Annotated in this window: 8 protein-coding genes and 1 pseudogene; 3 read left to right on the forward strand and 6 right to left on the reverse strand. The window is 70.2% G+C overall.

What is annotated here, in order from left to right; all coding sequences use genetic code 11:
- Positions 1–8: 8 nt before the first annotated feature.
- Both HD601_RS09855 and HD601_RS09860 read right to left on the reverse strand, forming a co-directional pair.
- Positions 9–854 (reverse strand): carbohydrate ABC transporter permease, encoded by an 846-nt coding sequence (locus HD601_RS09855; RefSeq protein WP_184821419.1) that lies wholly within the window; start codon positions 852–854, stop codon positions 9–11.
- Positions 855–1,054: 200 nt separating this feature from the next.
- A complete protein-coding gene (locus HD601_RS09860; RefSeq protein WP_184821421.1) occupies positions 1,055–2,377 on the reverse strand; it encodes an extracellular solute-binding protein in 1,323 nt (440 codons plus the stop codon).
- A gap of 288 nt (positions 2,378–2,665) precedes the next feature.
- Here HD601_RS09860 and HD601_RS09865 point away from each other — a divergent pair, with 288 nt between their 5' ends.
- The 3 genes from HD601_RS09865 to HD601_RS09875 all read left to right on the forward strand — a co-directional run bounded on the left by HD601_RS09865 (position 2,666) and on the right by HD601_RS09875 (position 11,864).
- A complete protein-coding gene (locus HD601_RS09865; protein ID WP_184821423.1) occupies positions 2,666–3,691 on the forward strand; it encodes a LacI family DNA-binding transcriptional regulator in 1,026 nt (341 codons plus the stop codon).
- 238 nt (positions 3,692–3,929) lie between these two features.
- Entirely contained in the window at positions 3,930–8,636 is a 4,707-nt protein-coding gene (locus HD601_RS09870; protein WP_221440768.1) for an Ig-like domain-containing protein, read from the forward strand.
- 90 nt (positions 8,637–8,726) lie between these two features.
- The gene (locus tag HD601_RS09875; protein WP_184821425.1) at positions 8,727–11,864 is read left to right on the forward strand and encodes a family 43 glycosylhydrolase; all 3,138 of its coding nucleotides are present in this window, start codon (positions 8,727–8,729) and stop codon (positions 11,862–11,864) included.
- 76 nt (positions 11,865–11,940) lie between these two features.
- Here the strand turns inward: HD601_RS09875 and HD601_RS35600 are convergent, their stop codons facing one another.
- The 4 genes and pseudogenes from HD601_RS35600 to HD601_RS09895 form a co-directional block, all read right to left on the reverse strand.
- A complete protein-coding gene (locus HD601_RS35600; RefSeq protein ID WP_184821427.1) occupies positions 11,941–12,747 on the reverse strand; it encodes an RCC1 domain-containing protein in 807 nt (268 codons plus the stop codon).
- A 34-nt stretch (positions 12,748–12,781) separates the two neighbouring features.
- Positions 12,782–13,063, reverse strand: a pseudogene (locus tag HD601_RS36245) (hypothetical protein); the annotation flags it as partial.
- A gap of 138 nt (positions 13,064–13,201) precedes the next feature.
- Positions 13,202–14,404 carry a cytochrome P450 gene (locus tag HD601_RS09890; protein WP_184821429.1) on the reverse strand — a complete coding sequence of 401 codons (1,203 nt, stop codon included), beginning with the start codon at positions 14,402–14,404 and terminating at the stop codon, positions 13,202–13,204.
- 105 nt (positions 14,405–14,509) lie between these two features.
- Positions 14,510–17,611 (reverse strand): beta-L-arabinofuranosidase domain-containing protein, encoded by a 3,102-nt coding sequence (locus tag HD601_RS09895; RefSeq protein ID WP_184821431.1) that lies wholly within the window; start codon positions 17,609–17,611, stop codon positions 14,510–14,512.
- Positions 17,612–17,887: the final 276 nt, after the last annotated feature.

Raw genomic sequence — 17,887 nt, forward strand, 5'->3', positions numbered from 1 at the left:
GTCGCCCCTCAGTCGTCCGCGCCGCGGCGCAGGTAGCGGAACTGGGCGATGTTGATCACGAGCAGCACCAGGAGCACGACGACGGACAGCGCGGCGGCCGACCCGAGGTCGAACCGGCGGAACGCCTCCCGGTAGATCATCATCACCACGGTGGTGGTGGAGTTGTCCGGACCGCCGTTGGTCAGGATGAAGAACTGGTCGAACGCCAGCAGCGACCCGGTGACCGAGATGATCAGGCAGAGCGCGATCGACGGGCGCAGCAGCGGCAGCGTGATGCGGAAGAACGACTGCACCTTGCTGGCGCCGTCGACCCGGGCGGCCTCGTAGACCTCGTTCGGGATCGACTGCAGCCCGACCAGCAGGATCAGCATGAAGAACCCGGCGAACTTCCAGACCACCAGGATGATCGAGGAGATCAGTGCCATGGTGGGCGTCCCGATCCAGCGGACCGGCTCGTCGGTGATGCCGAGCCACTGCAGGAACGGGTCGATGGGGCCGATCTGCGGGCTGTAGAACCCCCAGAACAGCAGCGACGCCGACGCCAGGCCCAGCGAGACCGGCAGGAAGTAGGCGGTGCGGAGGAACCCGACGCCGCGGCGGCGGTTCTGCACCAGCAGTGCCATCCCCATCGAGAGGACCAGCAGGACCACCACGACGATGACGGTGTACTTCAGCGTGAAGCCGACCGCCGGCCAGAACAGCCGGTCGTCGGCGATGCCGGCGTAGTTGTCGGGGAAGTTGATGCCCTGGCCGCCCTGGAGCAGCGGCCTCTCGCTGGCCGACATCTGCCCCACCAGCAGCAGCGGGAGGACGAAGAACAGCAGGACGAAGAGGGCGGCCGGCGCGGCGTACATCGCTCCCTGGAACGTCCGTGTGCGCCACCACGCCCGGGAGCTCGTGGGTGGGTGTGCCGGCGGAGCCGCGGGCTCGCGCAGGACTGGGCTGGCCAAGCGACGGTCCTTCCTCTTCGGTCGACGACGGCGTCAGCTGCGGTCGGGCGGGCGGTGCGGCGGGGCCGGCTGCGGAGGGATGCTGCGCGGCCCCGCCACCTCGCCTAGCTCTGCAGCGACGCGTCGACCGCCTCGTTGTCCTGCTCGAGCGTGGAGCCGTCGCCGAACACGTAGTTGCGCACCAGCGGCAGCCACGGACCCTGCGGGTCGTTGAACGTCTCGCCGAAGCGCATGGAGTACGGCGTGCGGCCGACACCGGCGACCTCGTTGATGGTCACCAGGCGCGGGTCCTGGTCGGAGTATTCGTTCGACGCGAGGTCCGTGCGGGCCACGACGTCGCGGTTCTGCGCCAGCACCTCGACCTGCGCCTCGTCGCCCAGCGTCCAGGCGATGAAGTTCCACGCCGCGTCCGGGATCTCGCTGTTGCTGGAGATGCCCACGGCGTCGCCGCCGACGAAGGTCGACTCGCCGCCGCCGACGCCCGGGATCGGCGCGACGCCGGTCTCGAAGGTGTCGGGCATGAGGCCGAGCGTCGTGGACGGCATCGGCATGACGCCGATGTTGCCCTCGGGGAAGACGCCGGTCCACGTCGGGCCGGCCTCGTCCTGCGTGCCCGGCGCGACGATGTCGTCGTCGACGAGGCCCTTCCAGATGTCGTAGACGGCCTGTGCCTCGGGCTCTGCCAGGAACGACTCGGTGCCGTCGTCGTTCATGACGTCCGCACCGGAGGCCCAGATGCTCGGCCACCAGGTGAAGACGTAGCAGCCGCCGCAGTTGCCGCCGAAGAACGTGCCGCTGACGTCGCCGCCCAGGGCGTCGATGGCGCGGGCGTGCTCGGCGAACTCCTCCATGGTGGTGGGCGGAGCCTCGGGGTCGAGGCCGGCCTGCGTGTACAGGTCCTTGTTGTAGAAGAGGACCGACAGGTCCATGGTGTGCGGCACGACGTACTTGGCGCCGTCCTGCGTGCCGACCTCGATGTGCGACTGCGCGAGGTCGTCGGCGAACGGCAGTGCGTCGATGCGGTCGGTGATGTCGAGGTACGCGCCCGCGGTGGTGAACTGCGGCACGAACACGACGTCGAGGCTGAGCACGTCCGGCAGCTCGCCGGCACCCGCCGCCGTGCCGACGCGCGGCAGGTAGTCGTCGGTCGGGATGACCGTCAGCTCGACCTGGTTCTCGTGGCTGGCGTTGTAGGCGTCGACGAGGCGCTGTGACTGCGCCTCGGTGGCCGCCCGGGTCCACATGGTGATGGTGCTGCCGTCGTCGACGCCTTCGGCCAGCGAGTCCTCCGAGGAGTCGCCGGTGGCCTCACCGTCACCGCCGGTGGTGTCCGTGTCGCCGTCGTCACCGCCGCAGGCGCTCACTACGAGCGCCAGCACAGCAGCGGTCACGGCCGTCGTCGCCCGTGTCCTGGTACTACGTCGCATCGTTCGTCTCCCGGTGGGACCGAATGTGATGGGAATGCCTCCGTGCCGGCACCGGGTCGGCGGGCCGTGCTGCGAGTGCTCAGGCCGCGTCGTTACGAAAGTGCCGAAAAGGCTTTCTGCGACCGTAGGGACTCGACTACGCGACGTCAACCCTCTCTGGCATGGGAATTCACTGAACCGAAACGAAAGCTCCACCACCCCGTTGCAGAATCTTGAAAACACCTCTAGGCAGTTTCGGGACACGCCGGTACAGTGAGCCGAAATGTTCGCAACGGAGGCACCCAGAACATGAAGCCCGAAGTGCCGTCGCCGGTCTCGCGCAAGGTGACGTTGAACGACGTCGCCCGCCTGGCCGGGGTCTCGGTCGCCACCGCGTCCAAGGCACTCAACGGCCGCAAGCAGGTCCGCGCCGAGACCCGTGCGCGCGTGGTCGAGGCGGCCGAACAGCTCTCGTTCTCACCGAACGAGCTGGCGCGCAGCCTGCTGGCCGACCGCACCGGCACCGTGGGCCTGCTCACGAACGACCTCGAGGGCCGGTTCTCGATCCCGATCCTCATGGGGGCCGAGGACGCGTTCGGCGCCGACAGCGTGGCCGTCTTCCTGTGCGACGCCCGCGGCGACGCCATCCGCGAGAAGCACCACGTCCAGGCTCTGCTCAGCCGCCGGGTCGACGGCCTCATCGTCGTGGGGAGCCGCACCGACCCGCGGCAGTCGCTGGGCCGCGACCTGTCCGTCCCGGTCGTCTACGCCTACGCGCCGTCCGAGGACCCCGAAGACCTGTCCATCGTGGTCGACAACGTCGGCGCCGGCCGCAGCGCCGTCGACCACCTCGTCTCGACCGGGCGTACGCGCATCGCCCACATCACCGGCGACCCCACCTACGGCGCCTCGCAGGAACGCGCCAAGGGTGCGCTCGCCGCGCTCGACGACCACGGCCTGGCGCAGGTCGGCGAGGTCCGGTTCGGGTCGTGGACCGAGAGCTGGGGCCGGGCCGCGGCGTCCATGCTGATCGGCCAGCACCCCGAGCTCGACGCGATCCTCTGCGGCAGCGACCAGGTGGCCCGCGGCGTCATGGACGCGCTGCGGGAGCACGGGCGCACCGTCCCCGACGACGTCGCGGTCATGGGCTTCGACAATTGGGAGATCTTCACCAGTGGCGCGCGGCCGGCCCTGACCAGCGTCGACATGAACTTCGAGCGGCTCGGCCGGGTGGCGGCGCAGCGTTTGTTCGCCGCCATCGACGGCGAGCCGCGATCCGGGGTCGAGGCACTGGACACCCGTGTGGTGATCCGTGGCTCGACGGTGCCGGGATGACCGAGACGACGTTCGACGAGACCTGCCGACTGCGGTGGTGTGAGCGCTAACAATCGCATCTCCGTCGGAGGACCGCCCCACCGACACCCGTGAAGAGGTGATCCGCTGCCACCTTGCTCACCACGGCACCAGAGATCCGAGCACGACCCGAACGCGTTGTGAGCGTTCACAATCCTGGGCCCGAGCGGCCTGTTCCACCCCTGTTCCACCCCAGTTCCCCGATGGAGAGGACACGGTGATGTCGGGACGAAGATTCAGAAGTGCCATCGCCGCCGCGGCCAGCGGCGCGATGGTCTGTGGCGGGCTCGTGCTGGTACCGAGCGTCGCCTACGCGGATTCGCACGTACTGCCGGGCAACGAGAGTGACGTCGGCCTCTACACCAACGGCCTGACCGACACGATGGACATCGGCGAGCCCACGTACCTCAACGAGGCCCAGGTCGCGGCCACGCTGGAGCCGGGGGTGCCCTACACCGCCGGCAGCATGCACCAGTCGATCTTCGAGAAGGACCTCGCCGCCGGTGGCACCGACTACTACCTCGACCGCATCCTCGGGGTCCGGGGCACCGCCGGCAACAACGTCCTGCAGACGCGCGGGCGCACGCTCTACATGCGCGGCGGCAGCCAGTTCGGCACCATGGGCTTCGCCGGCAGCGCGTACGCGGGCGGGCCGAACAACCTGGGCAACTTCTACACCGTCACGGTGCCCGGTCAGACCGTGGCCGAGGTCGGGACGGAGCGGTGGAACGCGCCGAGCCATGCCAAGGGCCGGTACACCATCGGCTCCACCGGCGTGGTGGCCGACCAGACGAAGTTCATCACGTACGACAACGTCGCCGTCACGGCCCTGACGTTCAGCAACCCGGGCGCCGAGCCCGTCACCTTCACCGTCCGGGCGGCCGCACCGCTCGCGACGACCTCGACCTCGGCGTCCGACGAGCTGACCGGCACCCGCACGCTGACCAGCGGCTCGAACAACGGCCTCAACGACACCCCGTGGTCGCGGGTGACGGTCGGGCTCAAGGCGGCGGGCTTCACGCGCAACGGGACGACCCTCGACCGTGAGGTCACCGTCCCCGCGGGCGGCTCCGTCGACCTGTCCGTGGTCGGTGCGCTGTACTCCGCCACCATGCCGGACTCGCAGGCCAGCTTCTACGACTACGTGGAGCTGGCGCCGGCCGAGGCCGCACGCACCGCCATCACCGAGTTCAACCGCCGCTGGGCGGCCGACATCCCCTACATCGACGTGCCCAGCGCGGGCATCGAGAAGGCGATCGTCTACCGCTGGTGGGGCGAGCGCTACAACAGCCTCGACGCGAACGAGCCGGGCTACGTCTACCAGTACCCGACCACCATCGAGGGCGTGAACCTGTACCAGAACGCCGTCGCTCTCACCCAGCCGATGCACCTGCAGGACACCAAGTGGATCCGCAACCCGTACCTGGCGTACGGGCAGATCATGAACATCGGTGAGCTCTCCGGCTCGTCGGCCTTCCTCGACAGCCCCGGCCACACCAGCTGGAACAACCACTACTCGCAGTACCTGGGCACCGCGGGCCTCGAGGCCTACAACGTCCACGGCGGCGGGCCGGCGGTGGCCGAGCACTTCGCCCACTACTTCGAGTGGGACGGCAAGGGCCAGCTCGAGCACTACGACGGCAACGACGACAAGCTCATCGCCTACGACACCAACTACATGCCCGGCAACGACGCCGACGCGATCACCTTCGGCTACCCCAAGGCGAACGCGGGGGCTCCCGGTGCGCAGACGATCGAGCGGCCCGAGTCGGCCTACGTGTGGGGCGCGTTCGACGCGGCCCGCCAGCTCTACGCCATGGCCGGGGCCGACGAGGCCAAGGTCGACGAGATGGGCGACACGGCCGACGACATCCGCGAGTCGATTCTGGGCCGGCTGTGGAGCCAGGAGATGCGGATGTTCCTGGCCGGCACCTCGCACGGCGCGTGGTCGGGCGGGAACCAGAACCCGCTGACCGAGGCCGAGCGCGACCTCATCCCGGCGAAGGAGTCGAACCTCTACGACATCTACGCCCAGAACCTCATCCCGTTCGACGACTACGAGACCTACGTCGACGGCTACCGGTTCCTGCGCTACGGCGACAACTTCCCGATCTTCCCGTTCTACACGGCCAACCAGTACGACCGGTCGAAGTTCGGGATCGGCGGGTCGAACAACTTCTCCAACATCAACTTCACGGTCCAGTACCGCGCCGTCCGGTCGGCGTTGCGGCACTACGACCCGGAGGGGAAGTACATCACCCCGGAGTACGCCGCACGCCTGCTGAACTGGATGGCGTGGAGCATCTTCCCCAACGGTGACGCCCGCGTGGCCAACCAGTCCGAGTACTACTCGAACTGGAACCCGACGACGCGCACCTACAACCGCAACAACCCGAACCACGTGATGCTCGGCAACATGAACTACATCTATGTCGAGGACATGGGCGGCATCCAGCCCCGGTCCGACGACAAGATCGAGCTGTGGCCGATCGACCTCGGCTACGACCACTTCATGGTCAACAACCTGCGCTACCACGGCAAGGACGTCACGATCGTCTGGGACGAGGACGGCACGCACTACGGCCTCGGCGCCGGCTACAGCCTGTTCGTCGACGGCGAGAAGCAGGCCACCGCCGACGCGCTCGGCCGGTTCGTCTTCGACCCGAACAGCAACGAGGTCGTCGAGTCCGACGAGGGCCTGACCGTCACCGTCGCCTCCGCCGAGGGCGCCGAGCTGCCCACGGCGGTCGACACCGACATCGAGGACGCCCGGGTCGCGTCGTACCTGCGCACCGCAGGCGTCGACCTCGGCGAGGACGCGCCGAACCTGGCCGACGGCGCCGTGCTGTCGTCGTCGTACACCCAGCAGGGTGTCCGCCCGACGTCGTGGCGGCAGTTCCACACGCCCGGCTGGCCGGGGTCGCGGAACTCCACCCCCGGCGCCATCAAGGTCACCGAGCGCCCGGTCGCGCTGGACGCGGTGACCGACGGCGTCACCGTCAACGAGCCGTACTGGGGCAACTACGGCACCACGGAGCCCGGCGGCTACGTCGAGCTGGACCTCGGTGAGCCGACCCGCTTCGACAACATCAAGGTGTGGTTCGTCAGCGACCGCCAGACCGGCGGCTACCGCGAGCCGCAGCGCTACACGATCCAGGTGCCCGACGGCAACGGCGGCTGGGTCACCGTGCCCGAGGTGTGGAAGTCGCCGAAGATCCCCGGCCCCAAGTTCAACGAGGCCCTCTTCGACGCCGTCACGACCGACCGGGTGCGCGTGGCCTTCACCAACACCCCGTCGTACTACACGGCCATCTCGGAGATCCAGGTCTTCGACTCCGGCCGCGAGGTGCCGGACGTGGTCAACGACCCGCCGTCGGTGACGGTCACCGTCGACCGGTCCCGTGACGGCAACCTGTCCACCAACCTCGTCGGCGTCATCACCGACGACGGCATCCCGGACTCCGGCGAGCTGACCTACGGCTGGTCGACCGTCTCCAAGCCCGTTGGCGCGGGCGTCATCTTCGGCAACGACGACGCCCTGACGACGCAGGTCACCGGCACCATCGCGGGGACCTACGTGTTCCGGCTGGCGGCGACGGACGGCGAGCTGACCACCCAGCGCGACGTCGAGGTGCAGCTCACCGAGAAGGCGACGTCGGCGGAGTTCGGCGCACTGGCGACGATCACCACCAGCGGCAGCGCTCCGTGGGAGAACCCGCTGCGGGTGAACGAGCCGACCACTCCGGCCAGCTCCAACCCCGGCGCCGGCAACGGCTGGGGCTCGTGGGGACAGCCGGCCAACGGCACCAGCGTGGCCAACACCGCGTGGATCCGGTACTCGTGGGACTCCCCGGTGCTCCTCGGGTCCACGGACATCTACTGGTACGACGACAACGGCGGCACCCGGATGCCCCGGGCCGACACCTATGTCGTCGAGAGCTCGACGGACGGCCAGACCTGGACGCCCGTCACGCTCACCGGCACCTCGACCTACGCCGGCGCCCTGACCCGCAACGCCTACAACCACCTCGACTTCCAGCCGATCACGACCACCAACCTGCGCATCCGGATCTTCGGTGTGCAGAGCGGCGGGGCCGGGACGGGTGTGCTGCGGTGGCGGGCCAACGGCGACACGGTCAGCGAGGTGGACCAGCCGGTGCTCATGCGGACGGTGGTCGGCGAGGTCCCGACGCTGCCGGCCACGCTCGACGTCGAGTACTCGAGCGGTCCGCGGGGCTCCCTGCCGTTCACCTGGCAGGAGATCACGCCGGAGATGGTGGCCGAGACCAACGTCGACCCGTTCGTCGTCTACGGCACCAACACGACGTACGGCCTGATCGCCGAGGCCCGGATCTACGTGCGGCCGGAGAACTCGCCGGGCGGCATCTCGATCCAGGGCGCCGAGCAGTTCGAGCAATCCGTCGACGTGGGCGAGCAGCCGCACCTGCCCACGAAGGTGGAGGTGTCGTACAACGACGGCTCGCGCGACAACCAGGCGATCGGCGTGGACTGGAACTTCGACCCCGCCATCGTCAACACGCCGGGCACCTACACGGTCACCGGCCACCTGATCCTGCCCGACTACGTCGGCGACGCGGGCACCACGTCCACGACGCTGCTGCTGACGGTGGGTGACGGCGGCACGCCGCCGGCGGTGACGGTGAGCACCCAGGCGCGCTGCCTCGGGCGCCGTGCCGTCATCGAGGTCCGCGCGACGAACGGCGAGCCCACCAGGCTGGACATCACGCTGTCGACGCCGTACGGCTTCCGGCAGCTCGACGGCATCGAGCCCGGTGCCGCGGCGTTCCAGCTGTTCGCCACCAAGCAGGCGAGCATCCCCGCCGGCCAGGTGACGGTCACCGCCATCGACCGCAACGGCAGGACGGCACGAGTGGTGCAGGAGTACCCGGCGACCGCCTGCGGGTAGTCGCTGCCGGCACCACCTCTCTCGGCCCTCGGGGCGCAGCACCTGCGCCCCGAGGGCCCCTGACCGACCCCCGATCGTCAGGAGACAGCCATGACCAGCACCCGACGCCGCAGCCGGCTTTTCCGCAGTGGGCCGGCTGCCGTCGCCGCAACGCTCGCCGCGGGACTGCTCGCCCCCGTGGCCCCGGCGGCCGCCGCCGAGCCCATCACCTTCACGAACACCGTCAACCCGATCCTCGGTGACGGCAGCTACTACTCGGCCGACCCGGCGCCCATCGTGGTGCCGGCCGGCACGCCGGGCAACGCGACCGGCGCGGACCAGCTCTACATCTTCACCGGCCACGACGAGGCCGGCCCGACCCGCAACGACTTCATCATGAACGAGTGGGGCGCGTTCGTGACCTCGGACGTCGAGACCGGCGAGTGGACCCACCACCCGTCGCTCATGCGCCCCGAGCAGGTCTTCAGCTGGGCCACGCCCGGCCGCGCCTACGCCGGGCAGGTCGTGCGCGGCGTCGACGGCCGCTACTACTGGTACGTCCCGGTCAACGAGGCCGCGAGCCCGGCCAGCGACAAGTTCGGCATCGGCGTCGCGGTGTCGGACACCCCGACGGGACCGTGGACCGACCACGTGGGCGCCCCGATCATCTCGCAGCGGGTGCCCACGGCGAACACCATCCACAACATCGACCCGACGATCCTCATCGACGGCGAGGCGCCGAACCAGCGCGTCTACGTCTACTGGGGCAGCTTCAGCAACCTGCGCATGCTCGAGCTCCAGCAGGACATGAAGACGCCCATCGGCGCGGTGCGCAACGTCACCGGCCTCACCGGCTTCTTCGAGGCGGCCTGGGTCTTCAAGCGCAACGGGACCTATTACATGGCCTACGCCGGCAACAACGCCGGCCCGACGTCGGCGTGCACCCCGGCCAACTACCACGCGTGCATCGCCTACGGCACGGCCCCGTCGCCCACCGGGCCCTGGACGTACCGCGGCCGGATCCTCGCCCCGGTGTCGTCGACGACCAGCCACCCGGGCATCATCGAGTTCAACGGCGAATGGTGGCTCGCGTACCACACCGCCGACGCCGTCGGCGGCAACCACTTCCGCCGTTCGGTGGCCATCGACCGGGTGGAGTGGGACGACACGCAGACGCCGGCCCGCATCAAGCCGGTGGTGACGACGCCGGCGAAGGTCAAGGACGTCACTCCGCGGGCCAACGTCGCCCAGGAGGCGACGGTCACGGTCTCGAACACGCCGGTGCCCACGCAGTACTGGGTGAAGGCACTCAACGACGAGATCGTGCGGCCCAACCCGCTGCCGCCGGACATGTGGGGCACGTGGACGGGCAACAACCCGCCGCAGCAGTGGGCCCAGTACACCTGGGACCGGCCGATGCGGCTGTCCGGCTCGCAGATCGAGTTCTGGAACGACCAGCCGCAGGGCTCGGGCGTCGGCGTCGCGGCTCCCGCGTCGTGGAAGATCCAGTACTGGGACGCGACCGGCGACGGGCAGTGGCGCGACGTGCCGAACCCCAGTGGCTACGGCACCGGCACGAGCGGCTACCAGAACACGACGTTCTCGCCGGTGACGACCACGCAGGTCCGGGCCACGTTCAACGGCTCGACCAACGGCCAGACGTACTCCGCCGTCGCGGTCGAGGAGTGGAAGGTGCTGGCCGAGCAGCCGGCGTCGGTCACCCCGCCCGCGATGACGGTCGAGGTCGGCGAGACGGAGCTGCCCGGCACGGTTCCGGTGACGTTCCCGTCGTCGGGCGAGACACTGCAGATCCCGGCGTTCTGGGACGCGCTCGAGGCGTCCGACGTGGCGGCGCCGGGCTCGCTGGCGGTCGAGGGCTCCGTCCTCGGCTATGCGGGCGGCCGGGTCAGCGCCACCGTCACCGTCATCGACCCGGGCGACACCGAGGGCGACGAGACGGCGCCGACGGTGACGCTGTCGCCGAGCGGCAGTGCGGGCAGCGCCGGCTGGTTCCGGTCCGACGTGCGGGTGCGGGTCGCCGGCGCCGACGACCGCGGCGGCCGGGTCACCTTCGAGTCGACGGTCGACGGCGGCACCCCGGTCGAGACGGGTCCGGCGCGCTACACCGACGTCACCGTCACGGGTGACGGCACGCACACCGTCGTCGCGACCGCCACGGACCGGGCCGGCAACACGTCGCCAGCGGCGAGCCTCGGCGTCCGCATCGACCGCGTCGCCCCGGTGAGCACCGGGACCCTCGACGAGGCGGAACGGACGGTCAGCATCGCGGCCACCGACGCCACGTCCGGCCTGGCCCGCATCGAGTACGCCATCGGCGCGGGCGGTGCGTGGACCCCGTACCGGACGCCGGTCCAGGCGTACGGCTCGCAGCGGCAGCAGGTGTTCTTCCGGGCGACCGACCGGGCCGGCAACGTCGAGACGAGCCGCTCCGTGGTCATCCCGGCGGACATCACCGGGCCGGTCGGCGGCAACGTCGCCGCGCTGGGCACCGCCACCGCGTCCTACACGGCCGGGTGGAACGCCGTCGGGGCGCTGAACGACGGTCTCGACCCGAACAACCCGAGCCAGGCGCAGATCTGGGGCACCTGGTCCGGCACCCGGCCGGCCACCCAGTGGGCCCAGTACACCTGGTCCCGGCCGATCCGGCTCACCGGCGCGGAGATCAAGTTCTGGCGCGACCAGCCCCAGGGCACCGGCGAGGGCGTGGCCGAGCCGCAGACGTGGGTCCTGCAGTACTGGGACGGCGACGGCTGGGCCGACGTCGAGGACGCGTCCGGCTACGGCACGAGCTCGACCGCGTTCAACACCGTCACGTTCGCACCGGTCACCACGGACCGGCTCCGCGCGCTGATCTCCGCGAACGGCAACGGCACGACGTTCTCCGCGGTCGCGGCGACGGAGTGGCGGGTCTTCGCGGACGACCCGGGCATGGGCCCGCGGGTGCCGGTCACCGTCGCGGCCGAGACCAGCTGCCTGGGTCGCACGGGCTTCGTCGCGGTGAGCGTGACGAACGACCACGACGGCCCGGCCGACCTGCGCATCGAGACGGCCTACGGCGTCCGCACGTTCCACGACGTCGCTCCCGGCGACACTGTGGAGCAGACCCTCGCGACGCGCACGGCGGAGGTTCCGGCGGGCGCGGTGACGGTGGAGGCCACCGGCGTCGTCGACGGCGACGAGGTCACCTCGCGCGAGTACGGCGAGTACACCGCAGCCTCGTGTAGCTGATAGCACCGCACAGCACTCGGGCCGGTTCCGTCCAGTCGACTGGACGGGACCGGCCCGAGCCGTTGCACCTGACGATCTACCAGTCGAAGTCCGGTGCCTCCTCGGGGCTGAAGAAGGCCTCCCCCCAGAACCAGGCCGTGCCGTCGGACTGGACGGCAAGGTGCGGACCGAACCACCCGGTGGGGCCGGCCGTGATGGCGACGGTGTCGGTCAGGCCGTCGAGCGCGATCGGTTCGGCCAGGCAGCACGGACCCTTGACGACGTAACCCCAGGTGTAGACCTCGGTGCCGTAGGTGGCCACGCTGTGGTCGTACCCGGCGGAGATGTCGGTCCACCCCGCGTTGAATCCCGTCGCCGCCTGCACCGGGACGGAGCTGTCGTCGAAGGTGCCGTCACCGAGCTGGCCCCAGAAGTTGTCGCCCCACGCCCAGACGGCCCCGTTCTGGATGGCCAGGTTGTGCGCGCCGCCCGCGGAGATGGCGGTGGCGTTGGTGAGGTTCGTGTCGTCGACCTGGACGGGGGTGATGCGGTCGGTCGTCGTGCCGTCGCCCAGCTGGCCGAAGGCGTTGTCGCCCCACGACCAGACGAGGCCGTGGGAGTCGACGGCCAGGCTGTGCGCGCCACCACCGGAGACGGCCGTGACGGTGCCGAGGTTCGTGTCGTCGACCTGGACCGGCGCGCTGCGGTCGGTCGTGGTGCCGTCGCCCAGCTGGCCGGAGGAGTTCTCGCCCCACGCCCAGGCGACGCCGTTCGCGTCGATGGCCAGGCTGTGGTCCTCGCCGGCGGAGATGGCCGCGACGTCGGTGAGGTTGGTGTCGTCGACCTGGACGGGCGTGGCGCGGTCGGTGGTGGTGCCGTCGCCCAGCTGGCCGGAGGAGTTCACCCCCCCACGCCCACACCTCACCGGTGGAGGTCAGCGCCAGACTGTGGTCACCGCCGGCCGACACGGCGATGACGTCGCTCAGCCCCGAGATCGTGACCGGCGCCGCGAACGGATCGCCGTCCCACGACCTGACGGTGCCGTCCGACGCCACGACCAGGGCTTCGCCGTCTCGGGCGGCGAGGCGGTCCGACGGGGTCGGGCTCGGCACGGTCGGCGCCGCGCCGGCCACCTGCGAGCCGCTCGCCATCAGGGCCGCGGCGGCCATCACCGCGATCATTGCTGTGGCACCTCGTGCTGCGGAAGGTGCGTTCGACATGGATCCCCTCCCATGGGACCTGTCACCGACCACCGGACGCCAGGAATGTGAGCGCTAACAACAGATGCGAGCGCCCGTGCGGGTCAATGACGGGGTGTGTGCGGACAAGATCATTGTTACCGCTCACACAAGGCCTGGTCAAGATCCATTCCCCACCTCGAGCGGGAGCACGCCCCCGTGGTGCAGCCGGACGTCCTGGGCGTCGCCGGCGCCGGGCGCGAGGCGCAGGTCCGGCAGCTCGCGGGCCACGGCCTCGAGCATGAGCCGCGCCTCCAGCCGGCCCAGCGGCGCGCCCAGGCAGAAGTGGATGCCGTGGCCGAAGGCGATGTGGTGCGAGACGTCGGTGCGGTGGATGTCGAACACGTCGGGGTCGGTGAAGACCTCGGGGTCGCGGTTGGCGCCCCACAGTGACAGGCCCACCCGCTCGAACGCGGGGATCGTCCCGCCGGCGAGCTCGATGTCGCGGAACGCGAAGCGCGGCGGGACGATCTCGACCGGCCCGCGGAAGCGCAGCACCTCTTCGACGACGGCGCCCGCGATCGACGGATCGTCGCGGAGGTCCTGCCACTGCTCCGGGTGCGTGAGCAGCAGCCGCAGGCCGTTGGCGATGACGTCGACGGTGGTCTCCTGGCCGGCGATGAGCAGCAGCTGCACCATGGCGACCAGCTCGTTCCGATCGAGCGCGTCGCCCTGGGCCTCGAGCGCGACCAACCCGGAAAGCAGGTCGTCCCGCGGCTCGGCCCGCTTCCGTGCGGCGAGGTCATCGATGTAGTCGGCGAAGGCCAGCGTGGCCGAGCCGTCCCAGTCCGACGCGGACACGATGACGGCCGACCACTCGCGGAACCGGGCCCGGTCCTCGTCGGGCACGCCGACCAGTTGCGCGATGACGTTGACGGGGAGCGGGTCGGCCAGATCGGTGACGGCGTCGAAGCCGCCCAGCGCGCGGGCCCGGGCGACGAGGTCGGCGGCGACCCCGGCGATCCAGTCCTCGAGCCGGGCCACCGTGCGGGGGGTGAACGCCGTGCTGACCAGGCGCCGCAGCCGCGTGTGGTCGGGCGGGTCCAGGGCGATGAGCTGGCGCGACGAGATGTGCTCGGTCGGGCTCGGCTCGTCCCAGGGCGACACGTCGCGCTCCTGGTGCCGGTGCAGCTCGTGCCCGATGTCCGGGTGCTGCAGGCCCTCGAGCACGTCGGCGTGGCGGGCGACGATCCAGAACCGGTTGCCGGCCGGGTCGTACTGCGGGACGGGACGGCCGGCGGCACGCACGCGGGCGTAGAACGGGTACGGATCGCGGCGGGTCTGCGGCTCCCACAGCTCCATGGGCCCGAAATCGTCAGTCACTGTCCCGCCTTCGATGAGGTCGTGCAAAGCGTACGGGGAGAGCCCCTCCACCCGGCGCGTGGCCGGGCGAAGGGGCTCCCGTGGTGGTGCGTCGGAACCGCCGGCTCAGACCGCGAGCTCGGCCCGGACGGCCTGGCTGGCGGCCGTCGAGACCAGCGTGTCCTTCTGGTCCTCGGTCAGCAGGCCGAGGCCGACGAACTCGTCGGCCGTCTTCGCGACCGTCGAGACGAACGCGCCGTGGTTCTTGAACGGCGCGTTGTCCCACACGACGTCGAGGAACGTCAGGCCGTCGGTGCCCGGCTGCGGGATGCCGGTGACCGGGACGTCGTACTTCGGCAGCCCGTCGTTCCGCTTCACGTTCGGCACACCGGAGTCGATGCTGCCGAAGACGATCTGCGGCTCGACGCGGCGGAAGTACGCCGAGTGCCGCTGGGTGTCGCCGACGTACCACGGACGCAGACCGAGGCCGTGCGTCTCGAACAGCTGGTCGCCCGCGGCGCTGCGGCCGGCCGACGTGATGGCCGTCCGCGAGTAGTCGCCGTCGAGCTTGAGGTCCTTGTACAGCGACAGCTGACGGTAGGTGCCGGCGGCACCCGGGCTGCCGAGGATCGGCATGAGGAGCGGGCCCCACATGATGGACTGGGTGTCCGGCCGGTCGATGGCCCGCTCGATCCGGATGCTGAACGGCATCGAGATGTCGATGACGTCCCCGGGCCGCCAGGTGCGGCGGATCGTCGAGTAGGTGCCCGGCTCGGCCGACCGGATCGGTGCCGGACGGCCGTTGATCTGCACGGTGAACCCGCGCTCCACCCAGGCGGGGACCCGGAGGTTGAGGTCGAACAGGCCGCCGCCGCTCTGGATGGTGATCCGCGTGCTGTCCTGGCGCGGGAAGGCCGTCTCCTGCGAGACGACGAGACCCTTCTCGGCCCAGGTCAGCGTCGACGGCACGTACAGGTTGACCCAGAGGGCCGAACCGTCGGCGGACCTCGCGTAGACGGACTCCTGGTACTTCGTGTGGATCTCCAGGCCCGTGCCGCCACAGCAGGTGCCGGTCTGGCTGTAGGACTTGCTCGCCCCCGGCGTCAGTGGCTGGAAGTAGGTCACCTGCGGGTTGCTGACGCTGGTCGTGTCACCGCGCGACCCGGCGAGCTGGTTGAACAGCGCGCGCTCGTAGTGGTCCATGTACGCCGCGTCCTGCGTGTGGAAGAACAGGTTGCGACCCAGCTTGGACACGTTGTAGACGGAGCAGGTCTCGGCGCCGCCCTGGGCGATCGCGTTGGCGATGTTGTCCCGGTTCTGGAACATCTCGATGTTCGAGCTGAAGCCCGGGACGTCGCCGCCGGTGCCGCCGTGGCTGAACATCCGGTGCGGGACGATCCAGGTGAAGAAGTGCTTCGCCGCGTCGAAGTAGTCCTGCTCGCCGGACTGCTCGAAGATGCGCAGGTAACCGGTGAAGTTCGGCACATGCATGTTGACGTGCAGCCGGTTCGGCCGGCGCCGGCCGTAGTCCCTCGGGTTGGTCAGCACGAGGATGTCGCGGTCCTCGACGGCCGCGTCGAACAGCGACTCGCGGTTGTCGAAGAGCTTCGCGGTGTCGAGGTGCTGCTCGTCACCGGTCAGCGCGAAGATCTCCGGGAAGATCTCGTTGGCGCCGCCGAGCTCGCCGGCGATGTAGGTGTCCCACATGTAGTTGAGGTCGCTGCGGGTGATCGGCCCCGTGTACTGCGGGTGGTTCTTGTCGCCGGTGGTGAGGGCCATGTGCGCCCAGTTCGCCATCTTGGTGACGACGTCGAGCGCGGTCTGGTTGCCGGTCAGGTAGTACGCGTCCAGCAGGCCGCGCATGATCTTGTGCTGCGTGTACCATGGCGCCCAGACGTTGGTGTTGAGGTTGCCGCCGTAGACGGCGAAGCGCGGGGGCGCCAGGCGGATGACGGCGTCCTCCGGGATGGCGCCCACGTAGCCCGGGTAGACCGGCTTCCACAGCTCTTGGTCGTCCTCGTTGGGCACCGGCACGATGCCCGCGCCGCGGCCGTTCGGCGAGGAGTCCAGCAGCGTGGAGCCCTCGGTCTCGTCGCAGCGGTACCAGGCGATGTTGCCGCCGCCAGTGGTGCCCGCCGGCGAGTCCTGCAGCGACTGGACCTCGGCCGCGCTCAGCGCCCGGTCGAAGATGTGGAACTCGTCGATGGTCGCGTTGAGCATGGGGTCGCCGTACTGCGACCGGCCGATCCAGACGTTGCCCGGCGCGCCGAGGTTCGTCGGGTTCAGCGTGATGTTGGTGTTGGTGCCGGACACCGCGCCGTTGACGTAGAGCGTGCCGACGGTCCCGTTCAGGGTGACGGCCATGTGCACCCACTGGCCGGTCGGGATCTGCGACGTGCCGTTGATCAGCTGCTCGCCGCTGCCGCCGCTGGTCGTGATGGCGAACCGGGGCAGGCCACCCGAGGCGCGAGCGGTCAGGAACATGTTGACGGTGGTGCCGGTGCCGAAGTCGAAGATCCGGCTCCAGCTCGTCGTTGAGGCGAGGTTGACCCAGGTCGCGATCGTGAAGTCGGTGAGCTGCGAGACCGCCTCCTGGGGCAGCCGCACGTGCTCGGCCGCGCTGCCGCCGTTGAGCCGCAGGCCGTTGCCGAACCGGCCCGGCACCCGGCCGATGACCGGCTCCTCGGGCTCTTCCGGCTCCTCCGGCTCCGCGGTCATGCGGGCGGTGATGGCCGCCTGGCACGCGGCGAGCTCGGTGACCATCCAGTCGAGCTTGGTCTTGAAGACCTGCTCGCCCTGGTCGGCGTAGGCCTGGGCGAGGGCGCTCATGTAGTGGCCGGCCCAGTGCCCGCTCAGCAGGCCGCCGTTCTCCCAGCCGCCCGGGTTCGACACCCCGGCCGGGTTCGGCCGGCCGGCCTGCTGGTTGAAGAGCACCAGGAAGCGGCGCTCGTCGTACGCCTGCAGAAACGCCTTCATGCGGTCGCGCTTCTCCTGCAGCAGACCGGTGCCCAGCTTGACCTCATGCAGCCAGAAGGGCCGGACGGGGGCGTTGCTGCCTGCACCGACGTAGGGGGCGGTGGCGGCGGTCGCGTCGGCGGCCGTGCCCGTGGTCTCCGCCGCTGCGGCAGCGGCACCCGGGATGGCCTGCGTGGTGGCGACCGCGGCCGCGCCGATCGCGGATGCGCGCACGAACGTACGGCGGCTCAGGCCTGGCTTCTCGATGGTCATGCTTCGTTCCCTTCATTGCGAGCTCGGCACTGCGGGTGGTCGTGACGACCCTGATGGCTGCGTGTTAGCGGTAACAATGACCGCCGGTCGTCTCCCCTCCTCTTGCACCGTTGCCCGGGTGCGGCGGGCTGTGTGGTCTTACGGCCGGTGAGCGTCAGAGCTGACGACCCAGACTGGGTCCGGCGAGTCCGAAAGTACTATGCCACATTTGACACGAAAAGTGGTGGGCCTCACAAGGGGTATCGGCCCACGGTTTGCCCCTGCGGGGCCGCCCGC

This window comes from Jiangella mangrovi (assembly GCF_014204975.1).
Classification (GTDB): Bacteria; Actinomycetota; Actinomycetes; order Jiangellales; family Jiangellaceae; genus Jiangella; species Jiangella mangrovi.